Annotated in this window: 26 protein-coding genes and 2 riboswitches; all 26 genes read right to left on the reverse strand. The window is 43.0% G+C overall.

Annotated elements, in window-relative coordinates; translation table 11 throughout:
• Positions 1 to 171 precede the first annotated feature (171 nt).
• Positions 172 to 1,281 carry an o-succinylbenzoate synthase gene (menC, locus tag ACCB35_RS11710; protein WP_374053876.1) on the reverse strand — a complete coding sequence of 370 codons (1,110 nt, stop codon included), beginning with the start codon at positions 1,279 to 1,281 and terminating at the stop codon, positions 172 to 174.
• The gene (locus tag ACCB35_RS11715; RefSeq protein WP_374053877.1) at positions 1,256 to 2,098 is read right to left on the reverse strand and encodes a GNAT family N-acetyltransferase; all 843 of its coding nucleotides are present in this window, start codon (positions 2,096 to 2,098) and stop codon (positions 1,256 to 1,258) included. The genes menC and ACCB35_RS11715 overlap by 26 nt, the downstream gene beginning before the upstream one ends.
• Positions 2,099 to 2,111: 13 nt before the next feature.
• A complete protein-coding gene (locus tag ACCB35_RS11720; RefSeq protein ID WP_374053878.1) occupies positions 2,112 to 3,233 on the reverse strand; it encodes an amidohydrolase in 1,122 nt (373 codons plus the stop codon).
• A gap of 17 nt (positions 3,234 to 3,250) precedes the next feature.
• Positions 3,251 to 4,630, reverse strand: coding sequence for a YjiH family protein (locus ACCB35_RS11725; protein WP_374053879.1), 1,380 nt, complete (start codon positions 4,628 to 4,630; stop codon positions 3,251 to 3,253).
• Between the two features lie 20 nt (positions 4,631 to 4,650).
• Positions 4,651 to 5,508, reverse strand: coding sequence for a MurR/RpiR family transcriptional regulator (locus ACCB35_RS11730; RefSeq protein WP_374053880.1), 858 nt, complete (start codon positions 5,506 to 5,508; stop codon positions 4,651 to 4,653).
• A gap of 173 nt (positions 5,509 to 5,681) precedes the next feature.
• On the reverse strand, positions 5,682 to 7,244 hold the full coding sequence (locus ACCB35_RS11735) for a fatty acid--CoA ligase (protein ID WP_374053881.1): 1,563 nt from the start codon (positions 7,242 to 7,244) through the stop codon (positions 5,682 to 5,684).
• Between the two features lie 176 nt (positions 7,245 to 7,420).
• The gene (locus tag ACCB35_RS11740) at positions 7,421 to 8,725 is read right to left on the reverse strand and encodes a nucleobase:cation symporter-2 family protein (protein ID WP_374053882.1); all 1,305 of its coding nucleotides are present in this window, start codon (positions 8,723 to 8,725) and stop codon (positions 7,421 to 7,423) included.
• Positions 8,725 to 9,312 carry a xanthine phosphoribosyltransferase gene (locus tag ACCB35_RS11745; protein WP_374053883.1) on the reverse strand — a complete coding sequence of 196 codons (588 nt, stop codon included), beginning with the start codon at positions 9,310 to 9,312 and terminating at the stop codon, positions 8,725 to 8,727. The genes ACCB35_RS11740 and ACCB35_RS11745 overlap by 1 nt, the downstream gene beginning before the upstream one ends.
• Positions 9,313 to 9,434: 122 nt before the next feature.
• A riboswitch (purine riboswitch) is annotated at positions 9,435 to 9,536 on the reverse strand.
• A 118-nt stretch (positions 9,537 to 9,654) separates the two neighbouring features.
• Positions 9,655 to 10,206, reverse strand: coding sequence for a bifunctional precorrin-2 dehydrogenase/sirohydrochlorin ferrochelatase (locus tag ACCB35_RS11750; protein ID WP_374053884.1), 552 nt, complete (start codon positions 10,204 to 10,206; stop codon positions 9,655 to 9,657).
• On the reverse strand, positions 10,187 to 10,942 hold the full coding sequence (locus ACCB35_RS11755; RefSeq protein ID WP_374053885.1) for a sirohydrochlorin chelatase: 756 nt from the start codon (positions 10,940 to 10,942) through the stop codon (positions 10,187 to 10,189). Before ACCB35_RS11755 ends, ACCB35_RS11750 begins: the two co-directional genes overlap by 20 nt.
• Positions 10,943 to 11,719, reverse strand: a complete 777-nt coding sequence (gene cobA, locus ACCB35_RS11760) for a uroporphyrinogen-III C-methyltransferase (RefSeq protein ID WP_374053886.1) — start codon at positions 11,717 to 11,719, stop codon at positions 10,943 to 10,945.
• A 13-nt stretch (positions 11,720 to 11,732) separates the two neighbouring features.
• Positions 11,733 to 11,957: a DUF3906 family protein gene (locus tag ACCB35_RS11765; RefSeq protein WP_374053887.1), complete on the reverse strand. Its 225-nt coding sequence runs from the start codon at positions 11,955 to 11,957 to the stop codon at positions 11,733 to 11,735.
• Between the two features lie 13 nt (positions 11,958 to 11,970).
• On the reverse strand, positions 11,971 to 13,581 hold the full coding sequence (locus tag ACCB35_RS11770; RefSeq protein WP_374053888.1) for a nitrite/sulfite reductase: 1,611 nt from the start codon (positions 13,579 to 13,581) through the stop codon (positions 11,971 to 11,973).
• A gap of 12 nt (positions 13,582 to 13,593) precedes the next feature.
• Complete coding sequence (gene cysC, locus ACCB35_RS11775; protein ID WP_374053889.1) at positions 13,594 to 14,196, reverse strand: adenylyl-sulfate kinase; 603 nt, start codon at positions 14,194 to 14,196, stop codon at positions 13,594 to 13,596.
• Positions 14,197 to 14,209: 13 nt separating this feature from the next.
• Entirely contained in the window at positions 14,210 to 15,355 is a 1,146-nt protein-coding gene (gene sat, locus ACCB35_RS11780) for a sulfate adenylyltransferase (protein ID WP_374057002.1), read from the reverse strand.
• Between the two features lie 41 nt (positions 15,356 to 15,396).
• On the reverse strand, positions 15,397 to 16,419 hold the full coding sequence (locus ACCB35_RS11785) for an anion permease (protein WP_374057003.1): 1,023 nt from the start codon (positions 16,417 to 16,419) through the stop codon (positions 15,397 to 15,399).
• Between the two features lie 57 nt (positions 16,420 to 16,476).
• Positions 16,477 to 17,175, reverse strand: coding sequence for a phosphoadenylyl-sulfate reductase (locus ACCB35_RS11790; protein WP_374053890.1), 699 nt, complete (start codon positions 17,173 to 17,175; stop codon positions 16,477 to 16,479).
• 99 nt (positions 17,176 to 17,274) lie between these two features.
• The gene (locus ACCB35_RS11795) at positions 17,275 to 17,430 is read right to left on the reverse strand and encodes a YezD family protein (RefSeq protein WP_113967891.1); all 156 of its coding nucleotides are present in this window, start codon (positions 17,428 to 17,430) and stop codon (positions 17,275 to 17,277) included.
• 86 nt (positions 17,431 to 17,516) lie between these two features.
• A riboswitch (SAM riboswitch) is annotated at positions 17,517 to 17,622 on the reverse strand.
• 163 nt (positions 17,623 to 17,785) lie between these two features.
• Positions 17,786 to 18,187, reverse strand: a complete 402-nt coding sequence (locus ACCB35_RS11800) for a MaoC/PaaZ C-terminal domain-containing protein (RefSeq protein ID WP_374053891.1) — start codon at positions 18,185 to 18,187, stop codon at positions 17,786 to 17,788.
• The gene (locus ACCB35_RS11805; protein ID WP_374053892.1) at positions 18,184 to 18,633 is read right to left on the reverse strand and encodes a MaoC family dehydratase N-terminal domain-containing protein; all 450 of its coding nucleotides are present in this window, start codon (positions 18,631 to 18,633) and stop codon (positions 18,184 to 18,186) included. The genes ACCB35_RS11800 and ACCB35_RS11805 overlap by 4 nt, the downstream gene beginning before the upstream one ends.
• Positions 18,634 to 18,654: 21 nt before the next feature.
• The gene (fabG, locus tag ACCB35_RS11810) at positions 18,655 to 19,413 is read right to left on the reverse strand and encodes a 3-oxoacyl-ACP reductase FabG (protein WP_374053893.1); all 759 of its coding nucleotides are present in this window, start codon (positions 19,411 to 19,413) and stop codon (positions 18,655 to 18,657) included.
• A gap of 21 nt (positions 19,414 to 19,434) precedes the next feature.
• Positions 19,435 to 20,610 (reverse strand): acyl-CoA dehydrogenase family protein, encoded by a 1,176-nt coding sequence (locus tag ACCB35_RS11815; protein WP_374053894.1) that lies wholly within the window; start codon positions 20,608 to 20,610, stop codon positions 19,435 to 19,437.
• A gap of 45 nt (positions 20,611 to 20,655) precedes the next feature.
• Complete coding sequence (locus tag ACCB35_RS11820) at positions 20,656 to 21,630, reverse strand: zinc-binding alcohol dehydrogenase family protein (RefSeq protein WP_374053895.1); 975 nt, start codon at positions 21,628 to 21,630, stop codon at positions 20,656 to 20,658.
• Positions 21,631 to 21,641: 11 nt separating this feature from the next.
• A complete protein-coding gene (locus ACCB35_RS11825; RefSeq protein ID WP_374053896.1) occupies positions 21,642 to 22,418 on the reverse strand; it encodes an enoyl-CoA hydratase/isomerase family protein in 777 nt (258 codons plus the stop codon).
• A 23-nt stretch (positions 22,419 to 22,441) separates the two neighbouring features.
• Positions 22,442 to 23,518 carry a phosphotransferase family protein gene (locus ACCB35_RS11830; protein WP_374053897.1) on the reverse strand — a complete coding sequence of 359 codons (1,077 nt, stop codon included), beginning with the start codon at positions 23,516 to 23,518 and terminating at the stop codon, positions 22,442 to 22,444.
• Positions 23,519 to 23,533: 15 nt separating this feature from the next.
• Positions 23,534 to 23,950, reverse strand: coding sequence for an acyl-CoA thioesterase (locus tag ACCB35_RS11835; RefSeq protein WP_374053898.1), 417 nt, complete (start codon positions 23,948 to 23,950; stop codon positions 23,534 to 23,536).
• Between the last annotated feature and the right edge of the window lie 26 nt (positions 23,951 to 23,976).

Raw genomic sequence — 23,976 nt, forward strand, 5'->3', positions numbered from 1 at the left:
TTCCCATGCTCAATTTTTTTCGTGTAGTTTATGATATATTTTCAAGTTAACGCTTTTTAATATCTTTGTTTTTCTCGATTTTACGGCCATTTCCGCACCAACTTGCCTAATAATACATTAAAGAACAAGTGTTCGTTTATTGGTATCTGTTTTGAAATTCGACTGTTCTCATTAAAAATGAAAAACTTTACTATACATAGTCAACGCTTCGATCTGGTCCAAGTCCGGTTCGTATCCAATACCGGGCGCTTCAGGTACAACTATATATCCATTCTCCATTTCCACCTCAGGTTGAATGATATCCCGCTTCCAATAATGAGAAGATGGTGCCGTATCGCCAGGCAGGGTGAAATTCCCTAATGACGTGATGGCAATGTTGTGAGCCCTTCCTATTCCTGCTTCAAGCATCCCCCCGCACCACATAGATATATCGTGCTCTACGCATAGATCATGGATTTTCCTTGATTCAGTAAGTCCTCCTACACGTCCAATTTTCAAATTAATGATTTTACAGCTTCCGAGTTCAATGGCTTTTCTTGCATCCTCAAAGCTGTGAATACTCTCATCTAAACAGATAGGCGTTTTTAGTTGAGACTGCAGCTTAGCGTGATCAATGATATCATCATGATCCAACGGCTGTTCAATCATCATCAGATCGAAATCATCCAGAGCTTTGAGGATTTCAATGTCATTTAGGGAATAAGCACAGTTTGCATCTGCCATGAGTGGAATCTTCGGAAATTCCTGTCGAATCGACCGGATGATCCCGATATCCCATCCAGGTTGAATTTTCACCTTGATCCGCTTATAACCTTCTTTCAAATAATCTTCAATTTGTTTTAACATAAGGGTCTCGGTTTGCTGAATACCTACACTTACTCCTACTTCGATTCTGTCTTTCGTTCCCCCTAGTGCTTTTGCTAGCGGGAGGTTGTTTTCCTTTGCATATAGGTCCCAAACAGCACCTTCGATGGCCGCTTTCGCATTATAATTGCCTCTGATTTTTTTAAATCTGCAGGACACCTCATCAGGGTGTTGGACCGCTTCCCTCTGAAGAAGAGGAATCAAGTGTTCGCTCATCATATGCCAGTTGGTTTCCACCGTTTCTTCGTTATAGATCGGCTGGGTGATCGCGACCGACTCCCCCCATCCTGATATCCCTGATGCTGATTTCACTTCAACGAGAATAATCGTTTTATCCGTTTCTGTCCCTACACTCGTCGTAAAAGGATTCAGTAAATCCATCTTGATCTGTCTAAGAATGATTCGTTTGATTTCCATTATGATGATCACCTTTCTCCATGAGGTATAGGTATTGCCCGTGGTGTTCTTTATCTTTAACGAGGTCTGTCACGATCCAGCCATGATTTAAGTAGTGAGAAAAGACGTCTCTTGTTTTTTTTCGCCAATCCATAGCGAGTGAAAGGTCAGCCCTTTTAATCTCCTGGAAATGGCCCGGAACCGAAACGGAAATGTGATTAGGGGTGAGGGATAAATTCACCTTATCTACAAGCCAACCAAGCTCACATTCTTTTAAGTCAATAGCAGAAGCAAAATGTAGGTCATTTCCTGCCACGCTATTACTCTTCGATTGACGTACCCGCCACTCTACAAGAAACCGGTCCGTCGCTATTCCTGCATTCAATTGATCGGACATTTCTCCATATATATTGGGGATATACGTACGCACAACAGCTCCAAGTTTATGTAAGTTCAGGTTACCGTTCACAGTTTCCAACGGATCATACGTCCAGGTAATGACATTATACCCCATCTCAGCAGCCGTATTTTTTTGTGCTCTTTTCAGCATTTCTCCAATCCCGAATTTCCTGAAGTCGGAATGGATCCCTAAACTATGGGAAACAAGATACACCTTTTTTCCATCAAAACCTGGAAAACTATATTGAAAGCCGATAAGCTTCTCCTGATAATAGGCTCCAAGAATGAACCCGCCGTTCTTCACCACGGCTACACTCTGATTAACCGGTACAGAATCTTCAAAACTCCACACAAGTGACTCTAATCTTCTGACATCTTCTAGATCCTCTACAGAGTGCAGTGTCCGGATCTTCAATGATGCTTGCACTTCATGTTTCACGATCTCTACCTCCTCATTCCCAGTCTTGCCGATCAGCTACTACTAACATCTGTATCAATATCTTTGTTCCATAAACCAGAGATTCTTGATTAAATCGCATGGAAGGATGATGCAATCCAGGTGAAAGACCACATCCCAGCCCAATCATAGTAGAACATAACTCAGGATGATTGATGGAATAAAAATGAAAGTCTTCCGCTCCGGGAGAGATACATTCTGATACCACATTCTCCTCTCCAAGAACCGACCGAATGGCGTCACGGGCAAGCTCCATTGCCCGTGGATCCTTCACAGCAGCTGGTAGATATTCTTCCACTTGATAGGTGATGGCGGTATCCGCCTCCTGTTGTATACATGAAATCACCTGTTCTGCCTTTTCCAATAATGCTGTCATGGTGTCATTCGATTCAGCTCTTAAATCGAAGGTGAAATGTGCATGTTCAGGAATCGAGTTTGATGACTCGCCTCCGTGAAGCTCCGTGATCTTAATGGAATAATGATTGTTGACATTCAACCTGATCTGCTTGATCGCTTGAATCAATAAAGAAGCTGCCTCCAGGGGATTATTCCCTTGTTCAGGCCTTGCTGCATGTGCAGGTATTCCCTTAATGATTCCCTTTAGCGTTGCAGTAGAGCTGTGAACGATGACGGGAGCGGCCTTTTCATAAGGGACCTCTATTTCAGGTCGAAGATGGATACCCCCAAGAAACTTAACATTCTCCAGAACATTCTCTTCTATCATTCTCAATGCCCCCGCTGCCTTTTCTTCAGCAGGTTGAAAGATGAAGCGAACTGTATGCTTCAGGGGTTTCTTCGCTAGAGCAAGAGCTGTATACAAAACCATCGTACTATGGGCATCATGACCACAAGAATGATTCGGTTTAACCACTCCATCCACTTCTTGAAGCAATGCATCCATATCGGCACGAAGAGCAATGACCTCTGACTGCTCACCCTTTAATTCTGCAATAAATCCGTAATGCCCTTCGTACGTTTTAACAGAAAATCCCGCCTCTGAAAGTTTTGTTTTTAAATAGCTGGATGTCTTTTCTTCCATCCAGCTCGGTTCTGCCAATTGATGAAGCTCCTGATAGGTTTTTAGAATCTCATCATGATGTTCATCTACAAAGTTCATTGTGTTTCTTCCTCCTATTAAAAAATCATATGGGCGATCACTACGACAATAGGTAGAGTGATGCATGTCCGGATTAAAAAGATCAAAATCAAATCTATGATACTGACAGGAAGCTTCGACCCAAGAAGCAATCCACCCATTTCAGACATATAGATTAATTGTGTAACAGATACACATGCAATGACAAACCGGGTAAGTTCACTTTCAATTCCACTACCGATGACAGCAGGAAGGAACATATCGGCAAACCCGACTACCATGGTCTGGGCAGCTTCACTTGCTTCAGGAACCTGCATGATGGTAAGGATTGGTTCGAAAGGTTTTCCCAGATAGGTGAAGAAAGGTGTATACTCTGCTATCACTAATGCGACTGTCCCTATCGCCATAACGATCGGTAAGACCCCAAGCCACATATCCAATACGTTCTGAACCCCTTCTTTCACGACAGAAACAGGTCCATTATTCTTTTTAGCCTTCGTGACTGCTTGATGAAAGCCCCATTTAACAACGGAGAAATCGGATGGAATCCCTGTTTCGTTCTTTAACTCGGTTCTTTCATATCCTGTATTCGGTTTTCTTGATAATGGTGGTATACGTGGCATGATCAGTGCCGCTACAAGCCCGGCAAAGATAATCGTTGCGTAATAGTGAAGGAAATATTGCTCTAAGTTCAAGTAAGAAATGACCACAATCGTAAACGTAATGGAAACAACCGAAAATGTAGTGGCAATGACAGCCGCTTCACGCTTTGTGTAATACCCTTCCTCATATTGTTTGGTTGTCAGAAGGACGCCTATTGTACCGTCTCCCACCCATGATGCCAGGCAGTCGAGTGAAGAACGGCCCGGTAAAGTGAAAACTGGTCTCATCACTTTTAACAATAATGCACCAAAGAACTCTAATAATCCAAAGTTGAGAAGGAGCGGAAGCAGTAAACCAGCCAGAAAAAAAGTTGAAAATAGAATAGGAATCAGATCATAGATTAAGAGTCCACCCGTATTCTCTGAGAAAACCATCGCAGGTCCTACTTGATAAATCGTCATCACCGCAAACACCGTGCCAAGGACACGTGCAACAAGCCAAAACGGACTAATGATCAAAAGAGTGCTCAAATAACGACTTTTTGTAATAAAAGCTGGTTTGATCGTTATCGCTACGAGTGACCCTATGACAGAGAGTGCCATAATCAGTACAGTCATACCTGGGATCGCTTCATCTAAATACAGATTAATTTGTCCAGCTAAATAAGCGACGGGAATCGTTATGCCATCTTCTGTTGTAATCGGTACAATAAATAATAGGATTCCAATTAATGATGGAATCAGGAATTTCCATATGTCACTGGCAGTAAATGATTTCGCTTCTATCTTTTCATTCGTTTGTGATACCCCGTTCATATATTCTCCACCCCTCGGTTCTATTCAATAAATAACCCCTGATTTGTATATAATTGCTCCAGCTTTCTTTGACGAATGCTTATATTGTCTTGATCTCGATGTTGAAGACCGGTTAAGATGATTTCAACTAAACTAACGACGGATGCGATCGAATGATGTCCTGAATTCATCCCTTCTTCGGTTGTGAGTGTAAGGTCAGAAAGCTGCCCGAGAGGTGATAGTTGTCTGTTCGTGATTGCAATGACGTAGGAACCCTGTTTCTTTGCCTGCTCCGCAAGCTCAATGGACTCTGTGCGGAACCGGGGAAACGAAAACGTAACGACAGTAGAATTCTGATCCAAATCACATATATCTTCAGGAACAAATCCTGTTGGACTGGAGATGAATACATTTGCCCTGTATTGTTTTAACGTATAATGCATCCAATAAGCCGCAGCATAGGAACTTCCAAACCCACCGATATAAATTCGCTCTGATTGTATTAAGCGATCAATGATGTTCCATATTTCTTTCAAGTCTAATTGATTCATCAGCTGTTCCAGTACGGACTTTTCTTTCTCGATGACCCTATTGAAAACACTCTCCGCATCATCTTCTGTTGAGGATGAAGGAAATGATTCATTTTCATCAGCATGCTCCTTCTCCAACCAATCCCTCCGCACCACTTCCTGCATTTCAGAATATCCTTTAAAGCCTAACGCATAGCCTAACCTGATCACAGTTGTTTCACTTACACCAACTTTCCTCCCCATCTGAAAAGCCGTCAGTAACGCTGCCTCACCTTGATGTTGAAGAATCAACTCAGCCACTTTTTTTTGACCGGCCGATAAGGAAGAATAGTTTTCTTTAATGATTCTTACAATTGACTTTTGGACCATAACTACTCCTTTCTGTTCAATGAAGGAAATCCTTCTTTTTTAATAGTATATTGCATTTTATACTTCATATTCAATGAGAAATTTTATTATTCAGATTTTTCCGCTGTCACTTCATTAAAAAAGAAAGGTAGATTTGGATTTTCACAATCCAAATCTACCTTTTTTGCATCAACTTAAACCAGTTTTTCTTTCGACGGTAACCTTTCCCTCAACAGGAACTTTTGAATCTTACCACTTGCATTCCGGGGAAGTTCATCTACAAATATATATTCACGCGGCCGCTTATAATCGGCCAGAAGTTCCCCATTTTTCAGAAAGGAATCTAGATCTTCAGAAGTCAATGAAGGGCTTTTGGACACAACAACGGCAATCACCTGCTCTCCCCATTTTTCATGAGGCTGACCGAGGACGGCAACATCTACAATTTCTTCATGTGCGTGCAGTGCATCCTCTACCTCACGGGGATACACATTTTCTCCTCCCGATATGACCATATCATCCACCCGATCAGCAACGTATAGATACCCATCCTCATCCATATATCCGAGATCACTTGAATGATACCAGCCTTTATACAATGCTCTTTCCGTCGCTTCCTTGCGATTGTAATATTCAAGCATTGTACATGAACCGCGAACAATGATTTCCCCTACTTCACCAGGCTTGCAAAGATCATCCGGTTCAGAAGGGCCGTTTTCACTCGGTTTGACTACCCTTATTTCATGGTTATAGGCAGCCCTTCCTGCGGAGCCTGTCTTGGTTAACTGCTCATCCTGAAGAAGGAAGGTAACCGCTGGACCCATCTCGGTCTGACCATAGGCTTGTATCAAGTCAATCTTCATTTTCTCATGGAGGGCCCTCACAAGGACTGGTGCCATTGGTGCTGCCCCATAGAGACCGATACGTAAAGAAGTGGTATCATAATCATCTACCCCGTGTTGCAGAAGCATGCTCCACATCGTTGGCGCAGCAAAAAAGGAACTGACCTTTTCCCGTTCAATCACTTCTAATACGGTTTGAGGTTGAAACTGATGAACGATAATATTCTTCGCTCCCGCTTGAACACGTGGAAGGAAACAGCAATGAAGTTCGGCACAATGAAACATAGGGGCTGTAACAAGTCCTATATCATTTGGTGTCAGACCCATGACAGACGTACAAATCAAGCTTTGCTCAGCCATATCCCTATGTCTGTGCAGCACTCCCTTTGGTCTCCCTGTAGTACCGCTCGTATACATAATCGCATATGCGTCCGTTTCTTCCACCGAGATGTACATTAATTCACTCGAACATGGATTCACAACATCTTTATAGCTTTGAGCAAAGGCAGGGGCATCTTCACCAACGTACCAAAAAAAAGTCTGTGGAAAGTCCTGTGAAATCCGCTCAATCGGCAGGGTGAGATCTTCTTCAAATATGACGACCTTTGGTTCTGCATCCTCTAAAATGTAGTGTATTTCCTGAGCCTTCAAACGAAAATTAATCGGGTTGATCACAGCACCGATCTTCCCGCACGCAAAGTACACAGTTGCTAACTCCAGCGTATTAAATAGATACGTCGAAACCCGGTCTCCCTTTTTCACACCTGCCTTGAGCAACGCATTGGCTGCACGATGAACTTCATCCTGCCACTGTGCAAACGTTAACCGTGTGCCTGTTTTCTCTTCTACAATCGCCTCCTTGTTGCGAAATTTTTCTACCGTTTGATCAAATATGGATCCTGTCGTTGCGTACATATTTCTCCTCCTTTTAATAAAGGTATATCCCAATCACTGCAGCATTCCCTAATCAATAATGTTCGAGACAGTTGTACGTATACCCTTCTTTAATATCTGATAATTCAGAAATAAGTTCACAAAGAAAAACGTCACCTTCCAATAGTGAAAAGGTGACGTTCTTTCTACAAAAATGATTAAGATGCTTTCTGCTCATTTAACACAACATTTAGCTTGCGTTTAGAAAACACGTTAAAAAACATATTCAGTCCAATGGCTGTTATACTTCCAGCAACAATCCCGTTGTCCGTCAAGATCCGGATGCTGGATGGCATTTGCGCAAATAATTCCGGAACAGCGGTTACTCCGAGTCCCATCCCGACTGAACAGGCGATAATCAATAGGTTTTCCTGGGATGCAAAATTCACATGGCTAAGCATCTTAATCCCATAAGCTACGACCATTCCGAACATGGCCACCATCGCCCCGCCTAATACTGATGCAGGGATCACTGTCGTCAATGCACCGATCTTGGGTACTAACCCAAGGATCACGAGAAATGCTCCTGTTGCATAAATCACACTGTTTCGCTTCACTCCTGAAAGCTGGACTAAGCCTACGTTTTGGGAATATGCGGTATAGGGGAATGCGTTGAACAACCCACCAAGAACGATGGCTAATCCTTCGGCACGATATCCTTTCGATAAATCTTCTTCTGAAACCTTCTTATCGGTAATATCAGCCAGAGCAAAATAAACTCCTGTAGATTCTACTAAACTCACCATTGCTACCAGTATCATGGTAAGGATCGCCGTTATTTCAAACGTCGGCATTCCGAAGTAGAAAGGTTTTGCCATATGAAACCAGGATGCATCCCCAACCGCACTAAAATCTACTTTACCTAAAACAAATGCAACGGCTGTTCCTGCCATCAACCCCAGTAAAATGGAAACAGACCGGACAAAACCGGTAAAGAATTTATAAAGGATTAATATAAAGAACAACGTTCCAAAAGCTAGAGACAAATTTTCCAATGAACCGAAATCAGCACTCCCTTGTCCCCCTGCCATATTGTTCATAGCTACTGGAATCAAGGTAATCCCTATGATCGTTACTACAGAGCCAGTCACTACAGGAGGGAAGAAGCGAACCAGCTTCCCAAAGTTCTTACTGATGACAATAACGAATAAACCTGAAACCAGAATAGAACCGTAGATCGCTGAAATACCATACTGCCCACCAATCGCGATCATGGGCCCGACTGCCGTAAACGTGCACCCAAGAACGACCGGAAGTCCTATCCCAAAGAAACGGTTTTTCCATACTTGCAATAAGGTGGCGATACCGCACATGAAGATATCGATGGATACCAGATAAGTAAGTTGTTCTCCCGTTAATCCTAATGCTCCTCCTACGATCAACGGAACGATGACCGCTCCCGCATACATAGCGAGAACGTGTTGAATCCCGAGTGACGCCAGTTTAATAGGCTGATTTTTCATTATACCCGCGCCTCCTCTTGCTTAAATGTCACTTTGCCATTTTCAAGGGATTGGATTTCCGCTAATGATTCAACTCTGTATCCAGTTTCACGAACGAGCTTTCCTCCGTCTTGGAAGGACTTTTCTATGACAATCCCGATGCCGGCAACATGGGCGCCTGCTTGCTTAACTAAATCGATTAATCCCAGGGCCGCCTGTCCATTTGCTAAAAAATCGTCAACCAATAGGACACGGTCATTTTCTCCTATGTATTTACTGGAAATCGAGATTGTGTTCTCTTCCTGCTTCGTGTAGGAGTAGACCGTTGATGTAAGAACCCCTTCTGAGAGGGTTAACGATTTACGCTTACGTGCAAATACAAGTGGAACATTTAATTGAAGAGCAGCCATCACGCCAGGAGCAATCCCTGATGATTCAATGGTTAATACCTTCGTAATGCCCAGATCTTTAAATCGGAGTGCAAATTCTTTCCCTATCTCCATCATCAATTCAGGGTCCACTTGGTGATTCAGGAATGAATCTACCTTTAATACAGTATCTGAAAGGACGACACCTTCATCTTCAATTTTGTTTTTTAATAGATTCATAATCAAAACGCTCCTTTATTGTATTAAAACCTGGAAGTCTGTAAAAAAACCCAAAGGCCATTGTACTCCGTCTAGAGTGAGACAATGACCTTTGGGTTAGGCAAAGAGCGTCCGTAATGACGGACAATCCATTGCTCACTCATAGTCGAATCATTTACGGTAATCCGGTAGAAACTCGCGAGCCATATCCTCGCTATTATATGAGTGAAAACGAATATTGATTTGATATTGGATAGTATAACGGGAACCTGGCAGTTTGTAAAGGTTCAATTCTTAACAATATATACGCAATTCACAAAAATGTTCGTATAACGAGTAAACGGGCATAAAGTTTTATCCACTTTACACCCGTTCAGAAAGTTCCTGTAATAGCTTCCTTTTCTCACCATCAGTCAGGTTTGATGCCTTGATTTCTTTTCTCTTAGAAGCAAGGAAAGCAAGCCTTTCTATATAAGAATCATCAAAGGATTGGAAGAATTGATTGGTAAGCTTTTTAGCTAAGAATGGACTTGCTCCGCCTGATGAAACGGCAATCGTTAAATTTCCTTTTTGTTTAAAGGATACCATTTGCATATTTCCGCAATCACCATCATCCACCACGCATAAAAGTTGGTTTTCCTCAGAGTGAATTTTCACTTGTTCATTCACCCATCTTTCATTCGTGGCAGCAATGACGATAAAAGCATCTCGTAAATCATCTGGTTCCACTTCTCTTTTAACCCATAAAATTCTACCCTCTTCATGTAATGCTTGAATTCCATCATCAGCATCGGGACTGATGACTGTAATCCTTGCCCCTTGCTCTAAAAATACAGTAAGTTTACGAAACGCAACTTTCCCTCCGCCTACAATCGTTACTTGTTTCCCTCTCACATCAATCATGATAGGCAGCATATGATTCTCCTTTAACGCAGAGGGTTTCATTCACCCGGTCCAGGAATGCTTCTTCCACAAGGGGGTCATACCCTAAATAATTCCCCAGAATGATATGCTCATTTTCGGTTCGGGTGATCTCCCTTTCAATTCCTTTCATGAGTAACCCGGTAAACAGCAAGTAGGGAATAAAAATGACGTTTCTCTCTGTATTCGTGACAGATTCCAAGGTCTCTGAAAAGCTTGGTGTGGCCGCTGTTAAGTAACAGGTCTTTACACCTGCTAACTTTGTCTTTCGTTGTACAAGTTCAGCCAGGGCTCCTAAATCCTTTGTAACATCGGGGTCTGAACTTCCTCTTCCTATCAATACGGCAACGGTGGAAGAGTCAATTGAGGCAGCATCATGTATTTTCTTTATGACGCTTTCAGCCATCTTATCGTGAACCCCAATAGCCTTACCATACGTTACCGTAATCCAGGGATATGAGTCTTGACATTTTCGAATTTCATCTGGAATATCTTTCTTTGCATGAACCGCTGTCAAAAGGAGAAGCGGTACGACGGATACGTGTGAAGCCCCTCTTTTCACACATATTTCAAAACCTTCTTCAATGGAAGGTGATGCAAGCTCAAGAAAACTTATTTCCTGAATATCCGCCTTTACATGCTTCTGGCATCTTTCAATGAAAGCAATGGCTTCATCACGGGCTTTTGCAATACGACTTCCATGACAAACATATAAGACCGCGCGTGTCATTTACAGTGCCTCACTCATGATCGATTTCTTATCAAATGCTTCTTCAAACCATTGAATCTTCTCCCGGAAACGGACCACTTCTCCGACGATGATCATGCTCGGGTTTTCAATTTTTTCTTCTTTTACAATATCGATAATCGTATCCAGCGTGCCTGTTACGGTTCTTTGCACTTCCGTTGTTCCCCAATGGACCAGTGCCACGGGCGTATCCTTGCACTTCCCGTTTTGAATGAGTTTTTCTTTAATGTAAGGAAGATTGCCGACCCCCATGTAAATAGCTAGTGTATCGATTCCTTTGGCCAGACTTTCCCACTTTTCATCTTCTTGCTGATTATTTTGTTTATGCCCGGTAACAAAGGCGACGCTTGAACTGGCATCCCGGTGTGTAACGGGAATCCCTGCGTAGGCAGCCGCCGCTATGCCCGAAGTGATTCCAGGGACGATTTCAAAGGGAATTCCTTTTTTTGCGAGGGCTTCTGCTTCTTCTCCCCCCCTTCCAAATACGAAGGGATCTCCCCCTTTTAATCTCACCACTACCTTGCCGCCGGCAGCGTAACGCACGAGAAAATGATTGATCGTATCTTGTTTCATCGTATGATAGTTTGGCAGTTTCCCGCAGTAAATCAAATCGGCTCCTTTTTTCGCATAGGTTAGAAGCTCTTTATTCACCAGACGGTCATACAATATGACATCTGCTTTTTGTATTGATTTCAATGCTTTTAATGTGATTAATTCAGGATCCCCTGGACCCGCTCCCACCAAGTAAACCTTCCCCATCCAATTTTCCTCCTTAAGATTTGATGATTGTTTCCTGTTCATGCAGAACAAACCCTGCACCATTTCCACGGATTCTACGTTTCTCATAAAGAGAGATGTCTACCACGTCAGGCTTTTTCAAAAAATACTTCTCAAGTTCAATTTCTACTAGATCGAAGGCTTTCCCATCTGATTCTGCCGCCACTACGACAATCGTGACAAATGCCTTGGTCGTCACTTCAAATCGATACAAGTTCATTCCGTGAGCCTCCTTACGCTTCCTGAAGTAATTGATCTAACGATTCTTGAAGGGGAGCGGTACCGACCCGGTTGATATAGTCAAAGAAGGCTTCCCCCGGTTCTTTTGACTGTTTAAAATGAAGCAGCAATTGCTTTACCACACCTGTCAGATTACCGGCCTCCACTTTCCCTTTTAGCTTTTCGTTCAGTTTTCCACCGTCTTGAAGAGTTCCGCCGACGTATATTTCAAATGCTTCGATCATCTTCTTATCTTTTGTTCTCATTTTAATTCCTTGAAGCCCGATATCAGCGATTTGTCGTTGACCGCATGAGTTCGGGCACCCGACCATGTGAATCCGGACAGGGACATCCAATGAAAGTTCCTGGTCCAATTGATTGGCAATTTGTCTCATTCGTTCCTTCGTCTCCACTAAAGCCAGATTACAATACTCGATTCCTGTGCATGATACTGAATACCCGATGAAGGATAGAGGACTTGTTGAAATACGATCAAAGATTTTCTCAGAAAGCAAAGCATCGACATGTTCATCTGGTATGTTTGGAATGATGAGATTCTGAGAATTACAGTTTCTAAGTTCGCCATTCCCATATTTCTTGGAGATTCTCGCAAGCTCATATACTTCATCGGAATTTAAGCGTCCAACCGGTACATTCAGCCCCACATAATTGAGTCCTGCCTGTTTCTGAGGGTGCACTCCGTAGAAATATCCTGCATTCCAACCTTCCACGGCATCCACTCCCGCCGGTAATAGCTCAACATACTGTAATAAGGTTTCTTTGAATTTCTCAGGTCCCCAGTCGGCCATCAGGAATTTCAACCGTGCCAAGTGTCTTTTTTCCCGATAACCGAAGTCGCGAAAAATCGTAGTAACGGCTATTGCGACTTCCTTCACTTGGTGAGGAAGGATGAAAACATCCAACTCTTGGGCGAGGAATGGTCTGGCGGACAATCCTCCACCGATCTTCAGATGGAAGCCGACTTCTTCTTTACCGTCAATCAGCTTTTTCGCAGGAACAAAGGAAACACAATTAATCTCGGCATTCGACGCATTATTGATGTTTGCGGAGATGGCTACTTTGTATTTTCGCGGTAAATTTGAAAAATCTTCATTGTGCTGGAAGAAATCATACACTTCTTTCACAATACCCCTTGTATCGAAAAGTTCATCAGGATCGATCCCTGCAAGGGGGTTTCCGACTATATTACGTGTGATATCACCACATGCACCCGCAGAAGACAATCCGACCTTTTCCAGACGTTCAAAGATGTCGGGAATCTGTTCAATCTTCAACCAGTGAAATTGGATCGCCTGGCGGGTAGTGATGTCATAGACATCTCTTCCATACTCTTTACAAATGGCAGCGAGCTCCAGAGCCTGTTCATGTGTAAGGATGCCCGACGGGACGTTCACCCTCATCATGAAATAGCCATCTTCCTTTGGTCTTTGCAGATACAAACCTGCCCATTTAAACTTATCCCACTCTTCTTTCGGAATCGAAGAGAAGCCGTTTTCCGCATAGTAAGGAATGTCTCCAAAGATAGACAACCCGTCTTTCTCCAGTTTCCATTGTTCCGTTTTGTTCAATTTTTCATTTGACTCCCATGATTTTGAATATGCCATGATTCTCTCCCCTTATATAAGCTGTTTTAGATTCAATACAGTTAGTAAGTGCTCCACGCATTCTTCAATTGAATATTTCTCCGTATCCAATACCACTTCCGGTTTTTCAGGTGCTTCATAAGGAGCACTGATTCCTGTAAAATGAGTGATTTCCTCTTTTCGTGCTTTTTTGTACAAGCCTTTTGGATCGCGCTTTTCACATTCTTCTAAAGAACAATGCACATAAACTTCGATAAATTCATCCTTCTCCACTAAATTTCGTACGAGAGCACGGTCTTCCCTGTATGGTGAAATAAAGGCTGTCAGGACAATTTGACCGCTGTCGATGAAAAGTTTGGACACTTCGCCGATCCTCCTGATATTCTCCTTGCGATCTTCTTCCTTAAATCCCAAATCATGATTTAATCCGTGACGGACATTATCCCCGTCCAGAACATAGACCTGATTTCCTTGTTCGAAAAGGGAGTGGGCCAATGCATTGGCAACAGTCGATTTCCCTGAAGCGGATAAACCCGTGAACCACAAAATAAAACTTTCATGTCCATTTTTTTTACGTCTCTCCTGTTTCGTTACTGACGTTTCATGCCATACGACGTTTTCTGTTTTTTCACTCAACCCGGTACCCTCCTTAAGTCGTTTGTCCCGCTTCTTGTTTTAGACCTTTAATCAACACTTCGATCACTTCAGGGCGACTGAACGTCGAAGGGGGGACCTCCCCGTTACGGAGCATTCCTCTCACTTTTGTCCCTGATAATATAACGTGATCGCTCTTATCATGAGGACAGGTCTTCGTAGTTGCCATCCCTTCGCACCTCTCACAATAAAAACTGTGCTCGAAGCGGAGAGGGGTGATCCCTATCTCTTCTTTACTGAACTGATCAAATATTTTCTGTGCATCATAGGTACCATAATAATCACCGACACCTGCATGATCTCTCCCGACGATGAAATGCGTGCATCCATAATTTTTCCGTACCAGTGCATGGAAGATGGCTTCCCTTGGACCTGCATACCTCATGGCAGCAGGGAAGACTCCTAAAAACACACGATCTTTAGGGTAATAGTTCTGTAACAGAACTTCATAGCTCTCCATCCTGATGCCCGCTGAGATATCATCTGCCTTTGTTTCGCCAACCAGTGGATTTAAGAAGAGTGCATCCACGGTTTCCAATGCCGTTTTCTGAATATACTCATGGGCCCTGTGAACAGGATTTCTCGTTTGGAAACCGACAATCGTTTTCCATCCCCTTTCCTTGAACAATTTTCTCGTTTCACTTGGGTCGAATGTATACTCGTTGAACGTTTTGGAAGGACGTTTAATCAGGCTGATTTTCCCACCTACGTACACATCTCCCCGTTGGAATAATTTCTTGACACCTGGATGGACCGGATCGGTCGTTCCGTATACGAGAAGGGCTTCTTTCTGTTTGTCCGGTTCATAAATATCCTTAACTTCAATGAGGCCATATGTTTCTCCCTTATAAACAAGGCGGCTCTTTAAGCCTTTCTTTACGTCTCCTGCTTTTTCTTTTGCAATGGGCAGGGTAATCGGGATGCTCCACACATTGCCATTCTGCAAACGTAAACTTTCCACTACATGTTGATAATCAACTTCGGTCAAGAATCCATTTATAGGGCTGTATGCACCTATTCCAATGAGTTCCAGATCACTTAACGCGATTTCGTCTAATGGGATCTCATGTAGAATATCCTCATAGGGTTCTTCTGGTAAATACGATTGAACAAGCGTTCCTCCGTGGGGCTGTAAACTCATCATTTATCCTCCTTAACATATTGTTTTACTCGGAATTCAGATTAAATTCCGCCTCCGTCTTCGTGAACGGATCGCCTTTCTTCATTGATCACTCGCACGAGGGATAGTGCTCCCACAGTTGCGATAATGACGCTTATTGGAACAACGACCGAATACAGATCGCTATCGATCACGAGCTTTACTAGAAAATATGAAATACTAAGTGAAATCAGGGGTGAAACCACCCATATTTTAACGATTTTTTTGACGATTTTCTTTTGCAGCATATGTTTGCCGTTCTTCGCCATCCCGATGCCTATGATAGAGGATGAAGTAACCTGAGTGAGCGGGATCGGTAATCCATACAGTGAGCTCACCATCACTAGGATCGCTCCTGTAGAGGAAATGACAATTCCTTCCGCTTTTGAATAGTGTGTAATTTTTTTTCCGTTTGTTTCCACTACTTTTTTGCCAAGTAAGATCGCTCCGAGGGCAACGAATAGACCACCCAGCCATATCCCCCGGGATGGAGACAGTAAACCCGCACCCACCAATGGACCGACGGCGTTGGCTACATTGTTCATCCCTGCCGAAAAGGCTTCAAAGAACCCGGCGATGATCAAAAGGTACGCAAGCCACCTTTTTTCAAAATGGAAACCGCGCTTTTCAAGTTTTACTAAACCTATACCGAATACCCATGTAACCCCTAAGGCAATGACCGGGACAATCACCCAGAATGACATGATCGTTAAAAGTGATTTCACATAAAGAACTTGATATGCGACTCCGACTCCTACAACCGCTCCGACCGTCACTTCACTTGTAGACAGCGGAATTCCTATCACATTTGCCAGAAACAAGGATATGGTGGCGGATGACAAAATGATGACCACAATTTTGATGGAAAGTAAATGCTGCGGGATAATCCCTGAACTAATGGTTTTAACAACCTCTCCACCACCTAAAACCGCCCCGCTAAGGACACCTCCAGCGCAGATCCATAGTGCTACCCTGATATTCTTTATGGCTCCTGCACCATACGCAACCCCCATCGATGCTGCCGCTCCGCTGGCACCAATGTTCATAGCAAAGAACAAACTTATGATCAGGGCGAATATTTCAAGCAAAGAATATCACCTCTTTTAATGAAGACCGCATTCGGTTTTACCTTTTCCTTTCCATCTTCCGGAGCGGAGATCATTGATGTCTAAGGCTTGTGTTGTACAATGGAAGCATCCGATACTCGGATACCCCTGATCATGAAGTGGATTATAGGATAGGTTATGCTTATGGACATACCTCCAAATTTCCTTCCACGTCCAGTGAATTAAAGGACAAATCTTAATGGATTGAAACTTTTCATCCTTATTGATGAATTCAACCTGACTTCTTGTAGATGATTGTTCTCTTCTTAACCCTGAAATCCAAGCATTTCCTTTGGATAAGGAATCTTTTAGAGGGTCAAGCTTTCGAATTTGACAGCATTGATTGGGGTTTTTCTCCCACAACTTATCTCCATAAGTTTCTGCTTGTTCTTGGAGCGTTAATTCAGGCTTTTTCATATGAATGGTGAGACCAGGATACTTCTGCTTCACCTTTTCAATCGTTTCGTAGGTTTCCTTGAAATGAACTCCTGTATCAAGAAATACAATGGTTGCTTTCGGCTGTACTTTGGTAAGGAGATCGATTAATACGATCCCTTCAATGCCAAAACTGCATGCATAGACGACACTTTCACCATAATGGTCATACGTCCACTCGAGAACATTTAACGCTCCTTTATAGACCTGATCAATTTCAAATTCGATGGATGGTTTTTTCCAAGTTTGATAAGTTAACATGATACACCCCTTTCCCGCTCATCCAAACAAAAAGAGGCGATAACAAGATATAGGGATTTCCTTTATCTCTGTTATGCGCCTCTAGTTTGTCTAGTCAGCTTATTTAATTCGCACTTTCTCGTTTTTCTCCAATTGAATGACTTTACCGTCCTGGACCACAATGGTAATCGACCCGAAACTCATCGTCTTCAACATCGAAGTGATCTTTTCGACTACTACATCATACTCTGCTTCTTGATTTTTTTCTTTAGTCACATGATTCCCCCAATTTTTATCTTATCCAGAAAAATCATGAATGAAAAAAACAACCCTCCATTTTGGAAAGTTGTTCAGGTAAGGATACCTTATCTTCCAAAATGACTTCACATTTTGCTGGAATTAGCACCTTACATAACGTAGGTTGCTGGGTTTCGCGGGGCCAGATCCCTCCACCACTCTGGATAAGAGTTATTAATTTTAATATTCTAAATAATATCATATTCTACGGGGAAGTCAACCCGAGTTTTTCCATCGGATTTGTGTCTTTTTACTTATTTTTCTTGCAAAGCCTTCATTCTCTTTATTTCTATTCGCTTTATGAACGCTATAGGACACTATTTTACCCCGGTGATCAAAATAATTGAATCATTAATTTACCTTCGAGCACTTTCTTCTGGTCCTGGTTGACCGCAAAGACTTTAAAATGTAAAAGATCATCCTGTTTCTCTGATACTTCTGCCTTCAATGTAATGACATCGTTCAATACAACCATTCCTTTAAACCGGACGGTGTACTCTTTGATATATCCTTCTTCAAAATAATCACTAAAAAGCTTGGAGACATTACCCATCGTCCACATGCCATGGGCAATAACCCCTGGAAGACCCAATTTATGTGCCTCATCATCGATTGTATGAATGGGGTTATAATCCCCAGATGCTCCTGCGTATTTGATTAAGTCGATTCTCGAGACTGGAGCTAATTCAACAATGGGAAGCGTTTCACCTATATTTAAGGATGATAGTGTAGTCATATTCCCAACCTCTCTCTAACCGCTTCTGTGATGATGACAATCGCCTCGGATGTGAAAATCCTTTTCCCTCCTGATTCTTCACCGATGTCTTCTATTACAAGAAAACCAAGTGTTCCACCCGAACCTTTCCGTTCATAGTAATCTTTTATTTTCGTGTAACACCGAATGCATTCCCCGACCTTCAGTGGTCTTTCATAGTGAAATGATTGTTCACCATGAATTAACCCGACGTTTGGTAAATGAAAACCTTCAATCGTTCCATAGTCGAGCACTCTGGGAAAAGTGGGGGGAGCGATATTCCCCCTGTATCTGGATCGTCTTCCTGCTTCTTCATCAACATAAATGGGGTTGAGATCACCGATGGCTTCGGCAAATTTACGTACTGCTCCTTTTTCCACATAGTTTTCTACGGAAGTTGAGCGCTTACCAATATAAGATTGAAACATATCCTTCACCTCTTTCTCCCTTTAGGCTTTCGGCCCGCCAGCTACGTAGAGGACTTGACCGTTAACGAATGACGAGCTTTCATCCGCGAAAAACGCCACTGCATTCGCTATATCTTCCGGCTGCCCGCTTCTTCCTACGGGAATTCCTTGAAGACTCGCTTCCACCAGTTGTTCAAAGGGTATTCCGATCCGCTTCGCCGTTTCCCTGGTCATTTCCGTTTCGATGAATCCGGGGGCGACTGCATTGGTCGTAATCCCACGTGGACCAAGCTCAATAGCCAGAGTTTTCGTCAAACCTTGAAGGCCGGCTTTAGCCGTGGCATAATTTGCCTGTCCGCGGTTACCCAGTGCAGAAGTAGACGAGATATTAATAATACGACCATACTTGTTCTTTACCATATAACCTTGCGCTGCCTTCGCTACGTTAAATGATCCTTTCAAATGCACATCCATGACCGTTTGCCAGTCGTTATCGGTCATTTTAAATAGCAAATTGTCTCTGATGACTCCTGCATTGTTGACGGCAATATCAACGGAGCCGAAAGTTTCATAGACTTCTTTAATGGCCTCTTCTACTTCTTGGGATTCTACTACATTCGCAACTTTTGTATATATTTCATACTCTCTTAATTCCTCACTGACTTCCATCAACGCCACTTCATCCACGTCAATGATGGCAACCTTTGCCCCCTCTTCTGCAAAGAGATTTGCAATCGCTTTACCGATCCCCCGGCTCCCGCCTGTTACTAAAGCTACTTTTCCTCTGAATCTATTACCCATTCACATTACCTCCCCATCGCTTTAAACAAATTGGCCCACTTTCACATGCCCTTTTAATAGATTCCGTGAAATGATCAGTTTTTGAATTTCATCCGTACCATCATAAATCCGCCACAACCTTGCTTCACGATACCAGCGTTCGATGGGAAGCTCTCTTGTGTAGCCCATCCCTCCGTGAATTTGAAGGACCCGATCCACTACCCGATTGCCCATATTCGATCCGTACAGCTTGGCAATCGATGCAACATGGCGATTATCTTCTCCTTGATCCAGCGTGAATGCTGCATTTAGCACAAGCCATCTGGCAGCTTCAATTTCCACGGCAGAGTCAGCGATCTGCCATTGAATCGCTTGTCTATCCGCGATTGGCTTTCCAAATGTCTCCCTTTCCTTTGAATAGTCGATCGCCATTTGAAGTAAGCGTTCCGCTGCCCCTACCGCTTGTGCCCCTACAATCCACCGTGCGAACCCGATCCATTCCAGGCCCAGATTGTAGCCACCATCGATTTCACCCAGAATATTTTCCTCAGGCACCCGCACGTCATCAAAAAACAGACTGGCCGGTCCCCATTCCCCCATGGTATGAATGTATTCAGATGTCCATCCCATGCTACGATCGGCAATAAAACAGGTTACTCCGTCCCGACCCGTCCGCCGATGCTTTTCCTTATCGGTCACCGCCATGACCATGACAAAGTCTGCTTCATTTCCGCCCGTAATAAAGGTTTTTTCACCATTTAACACCCACTCATTTCCATCCTTCACTGCGGTCATCCGAATGTTTTGAGTATCGGATCCAGCTCCCGGTTCCGTCATGGCGAAGCAGGACTTTTTCTCTCCGTTTATAGTGGGTATCAAATAATTCTTTTTCTGTTCTTCGTTGGCATAGTATAGGATGTTATCTGCATAACCACCGAAACTGAAAGGCACAAAGGTTTTGGAGATTTCCATATAAACAATGGCCATCATCATTTGCCCGAGATCCGCTCCACCGTATTCTTCAGGTGTATTGATCCCCCAGAACCCTGCTTCCTTTGCTTTTAACTGCAGCTCATTTCTTTTTTCCGTGGAAAGACTTGGTTTTCCTTCCCGTTCATTTCTTAACACTTCATTTTCTAAAGGTATCAGTTCTTTCTCAACAAATTTACGGATGGTTTTTTGGATCATCCTTTGTTCATCTGATAACCGTAAGTTCATCCAGATTCCCCCCTATAAGATGGATCGTATACTAACCAGCTAGTATTATGGCTGCAGGATTACCTTTCCTACCGTTTTTCTTGCCTGCATGAGTGAATGGACCTTTGCTGCTTCCTCTAATGGAAACACATGACCAACCGTTACTTTCAATTCCCCGGACGCGACGTAATGAAAGATTTCATGAAGGGTTTTCTGGGTTAGTTCAGCATCTCTCATGAGAGGAGGGAGAAAGAACCCGATAACAGATTGATTCTTTGCCATCAATGAAGAAGGATAAAATCTGCTCTGCTCCCCGCTTGCGACTCCGTATATGACCATTCTCCCGAAATAGTCGAGACATTTTAACGTTTTATAGAAAATGTCACCGCCAGCCATCTCCAATGCCAGATTTACACCCTTTCCATTTGTTGCTTCTAAGACGTCTGCTTCCCAGCCATCCTGAGTGTAGTTGACTAATACGTCTGCCCCCATTTCCCCGGCAAGACGTAACTTTTCTTCTGTACTGGCCGTAGCAATCACCTTACCTGCTCCAAATCGTTTTGCCATTTGTACTGCAAGCAGGCCAACGCCACCAGCAGCTGCATGGATAAGGACCGCTTCTCCCTGCTGCAATCTTCCCAATGTTTTCAAAATGTGATAGGCACTTAAACCCTGAACAGGGATGGCGGCCGCTTCTTTGAAATCCAACCCGTATGGGAGGGGGATAACCGAACGCTCATCTGTCAGGGAAAATTCTGCATAACCTCCAGAATCCATCATGGCTACAACCCGATCTCCCTTTCTTACTCTCGTCACATCTTCCCCTATTTCAGTGACGATTCCCGCCACTTCAGAACCCGGGATATAGGGGAGTGGGGTTTTTACCACGTATTGGCCTTCCCGTCTTGCTGTATCAGCATAATTGACTGCAGATGCATGAACTTCAATAAGGACTTCTCTCCCCCGAGGCGTCGGGACATTTATATCCACACTCTCTAATACATCAGGGCTTCCAAACTCTCTGAACTGAATGGCTCTCATCCTGGTCCCTCCTACCTTCCTGAAAAAGATGGTCTTCTTTTTTCTTTAAATGCTGAAACCCCTTCACCATGATCTTCTGTTGAAATCATCATTGTTTGTGTGATTCGTTCTTGTTCAAGCATTTCATCCAATGATGTAATGAATGAACGATCAATCATTTTCTTCATCATTCCATAGGCTTTACTTGGCCCCATGGCTAATTCTACAGCCCACTCAGTTGTTTTCTCTTCCAGTCTTTCAGAAGGTACAATACGGTTTACCACACCTAAGTCATACATTCTTCCAGCACCCACAGGTTCACCTGAAAAAAAGAATTCTTTCGCTAAATGGGGACCGATGATGCGTGGAAGAAAATACGAACCTCCGCCATCGGATATAAGACCTACTTTAGAGAAGCTTAAAGCAAACTGACTATCTTCTGAAGCGATGATCAAATCGCAGGCAAGGGCCAGATTAAATCCTGCACCTGCAGCAAAGCCGTGTACCGAGGCGATGACCGGTTTATCTATTTCCTTTATCGATTTAATGCACGTATTTAAGATCCCGATATGTTCATAGACTTCTGTTGATGTGGCGCTCCCCATCGTTTTCACGTCGCCGCCTGCAGAAAAGGCCCTCCCGGAACCGCGGATCACAATAGCTCTGATTTCCTGATCATGTTTTGCCTGCTCCAGTGCTTCAACGATTCCCGTCAGCATGCTCTCATCAAAGGAATTCAAGCTATCCGGTCTGTTTAATGTCAATGTAAGCACCCGGTCAGTGGTTTCTATTAGTAAAGAGGATTTCATCGTCTTGGTTCATCTCCTTGTCTTTATTCCTGGCGATCAAATGCAGCTTGATTTCCCAAAGTGATCAAAGATTCCGCAAACCGATCGAATTGAGAAAATCGTGAATCTCTCGTTTGACCCATCTTAAAGCGGTAATAGATTTGTTGCACAATGACTGCAAGCTTAAAATATGCAAAAGATAAATAAAAATGGATCTGATTTACGTCCCTTCCGCTTTTCCTCGCATATTCTTCGATAAATTGTCTTCTGCTGTAAAAACCATCCATGATCGTTACAGGAGGCTTTCCAAGACCGAACTTTAACAACCCGGGATCATCATTCTGTATCCAATACCCCATAGCCACACCTAAATCTGCAAGGGGATCGCCAACGGTCGCCATCTCCCAGTCAAATAACCCCACCATGGATTTCATGTCGGAAGAAAACATGGCATTGTTTAATTTAAAATCATAGTGAATGATTGTCGATTCAGCATTTTCTGGTACATTCTTTATCAACCAGTGTGTCAGTTGATCTACTTCATGTATTTCACTTGTTTTGGCACGCTCGTAACGTTTGATCCATCCGTGTACTTGCCTTTCCATAAAATGTTCGGGCTTGCTGATTTCATGCAGAGTTGTTTTTCGGTGATCAATGGAATGAAGTTCCACCAGTTTAGAAACCATTTCCTCCGATATTTTCCTGCAGACATCCGGTGTCACATGGAGGTGCGGGGGAAAGGAAGTATCGAATACTTCACCCCTTTTTCGTTCCATGATAAAAAATGGACTTCCTACGATACTTTCATTATCAGAGAACACATACGGCTCCGGTGCAGCCCCGAAAAGTGGTTTAATTTCTGAAAGGATCCTGAATTCTCTTTTCATATCATGAGCCTTCGGGGCGACAGGACCTAAAGGAGGGCGCCTCAGTACACCTTCCCATTCACCCACTTTTAATAGATACGTAAGATTTGAGTGTCCTGCAGAAAATTGTTCAATAGATAGCTCTTCATGAAGGAGGTTGGGGAAATGCTCTTTCAAGAAGTATTTTAAATTGGTTACATTCAGTTCTTCTCCTTGTCGCACCGATACCGTTTCATACCCTGCTTTTTCAGACATGGTCACCCTCCTTAATCAAGAATATTCAGTCTTTTCCAATCGTAGATGAATGTTTAACTGTTCTTTTAATAAATCAGGGATCATTTTGCTTTGCTGCTCAAGAAAATCAAAATAAACGATCACCGCATTTCCCTTTGCAATCAATCGATGGGTGTCCGAACATAAGATATCATGCTCTAACTGAAAGCTCTTTGATCCAATTTTTGATAGATAGGTGGTGATCTTTAGTTCTTGATTAAAATATCCTTGTGACACAAAGTCACATTTTGTTGAAGCCAGAATAAAACGCCAGTCTTTCACATCCATATCAAATCCCAGTGATTGAAAGAATTTTATTCTTGCTTCTTCTAAATAAACAAAATACGTTGTGTTGTTGATATGACCTAATGCATCCGTTTCGCAAAATCTACTCGTTACCGTGATGGTTTCCATTTACACGACATCTCCTCCCATAAATA

The organism is Rossellomorea sp. FM04394, from assembly GCF_041889765.1.
Lineage (GTDB): Bacteria > Bacillota > Bacilli > Bacillales > Bacillaceae_B > Rossellomorea > Rossellomorea aquimaris_B.

Excerpts from the sequence above, each read along its gene's own strand:
- menC (WP_374053876.1), bottom strand. The coding sequence starts at position 1,281 with ATGGAAATCAAACGAATCATTCTTAGACAGATCAAGATGGATTTACTG.
- ACCB35_RS11720 (WP_374053878.1), bottom strand. The coding sequence starts at position 3,233 with ATGAACTTTGTAGATGAACATCATGATGAGATTCTAAAAACCTATCAG.
- ACCB35_RS11725 (WP_374053879.1), bottom strand. The coding sequence starts at position 4,630 with ATGAACGGGGTATCACAAACGAATGAAAAGATAGAAGCGAAATCATTT.
- ACCB35_RS11730 (WP_374053880.1), bottom strand. The coding sequence starts at position 5,508 with ATGGTCCAAAAGTCAATTGTAAGAATCATTAAAGAAAACTATTCTTCC.
- ACCB35_RS11735 (WP_374053881.1), bottom strand. The coding sequence starts at position 7,244 with ATGTACGCAACGACAGGATCCATATTTGATCAAACGGTAGAAAAATTT.
- ACCB35_RS11740 (WP_374053882.1), bottom strand. The coding sequence starts at position 8,725 with ATGAAAAATCAGCCTATTAAACTGGCGTCACTCGGGATTCAACACGTT.
- ACCB35_RS11745 (WP_374053883.1), bottom strand. The coding sequence starts at position 9,312 with ATGAATCTATTAAAAAACAAAATTGAAGATGAAGGTGTCGTCCTTTCA.
- ACCB35_RS11750 (WP_374053884.1), bottom strand. The coding sequence starts at position 10,206 with ATGCTGCCTATCATGATTGATGTGAGAGGGAAACAAGTAACGATTGTA.
- ACCB35_RS11755 (WP_374053885.1), bottom strand. The coding sequence starts at position 10,942 with ATGACACGCGCGGTCTTATATGTTTGTCATGGAAGTCGTATTGCAAAA.
- cobA (WP_374053886.1), bottom strand. The coding sequence starts at position 11,719 with ATGGGGAAGGTTTACTTGGTGGGAGCGGGTCCAGGGGATCCTGAATTA.
- ACCB35_RS11765 (WP_374053887.1), bottom strand. The coding sequence starts at position 11,957 with ATGAACTTGTATCGATTTGAAGTGACGACCAAGGCATTTGTCACGATT.
- ACCB35_RS11770 (WP_374053888.1), bottom strand. The coding sequence starts at position 13,581 with ATGGCATATTCAAAATCATGGGAGTCAAATGAAAAATTGAACAAAACG.
- sat (WP_374057002.1), bottom strand. The coding sequence starts at position 15,355 with ATGAGTTTACAGCCCCACGGAGGAACGCTTGTTCAATCGTATTTACCA.
- ACCB35_RS11785 (WP_374057003.1), bottom strand. The coding sequence starts at position 16,419 with ATGAACATTGGTGCCAGCGGAGCGGCAGCATCGATGGGGGTTGCGTAT.
- ACCB35_RS11790 (WP_374053890.1), bottom strand. The coding sequence starts at position 17,175 with ATGTTAACTTATCAAACTTGGAAAAAACCATCCATCGAATTTGAAATT.
- ACCB35_RS11800 (WP_374053891.1), bottom strand. The coding sequence starts at position 18,187 with ATGACTACACTATCATCCTTAAATATAGGTGAAACGCTTCCCATTGTT.
- ACCB35_RS11805 (WP_374053892.1), bottom strand. The coding sequence starts at position 18,633 with ATGTTTCAATCTTATATTGGTAAGCGCTCAACTTCCGTAGAAAACTAT.
- fabG (WP_374053893.1), bottom strand. The coding sequence starts at position 19,413 with ATGGGTAATAGATTCAGAGGAAAAGTAGCTTTAGTAACAGGCGGGAGC.
- ACCB35_RS11815 (WP_374053894.1), bottom strand. The coding sequence starts at position 20,610 with ATGAACTTACGGTTATCAGATGAACAAAGGATGATCCAAAAAACCATC.
- ACCB35_RS11820 (WP_374053895.1), bottom strand. The coding sequence starts at position 21,630 with ATGAGAGCCATTCAGTTCAGAGAGTTTGGAAGCCCTGATGTATTAGAG.
- ACCB35_RS11825 (WP_374053896.1), bottom strand. The coding sequence starts at position 22,418 with ATGAAATCCTCTTTACTAATAGAAACCACTGACCGGGTGCTTACATTG.
- ACCB35_RS11830 (WP_374053897.1), bottom strand. The coding sequence starts at position 23,518 with ATGTCTGAAAAAGCAGGGTATGAAACGGTATCGGTGCGACAAGGAGAA.
- ACCB35_RS11835 (WP_374053898.1), bottom strand. The coding sequence starts at position 23,950 with ATGGAAACCATCACGGTAACGAGTAGATTTTGCGAAACGGATGCATTA.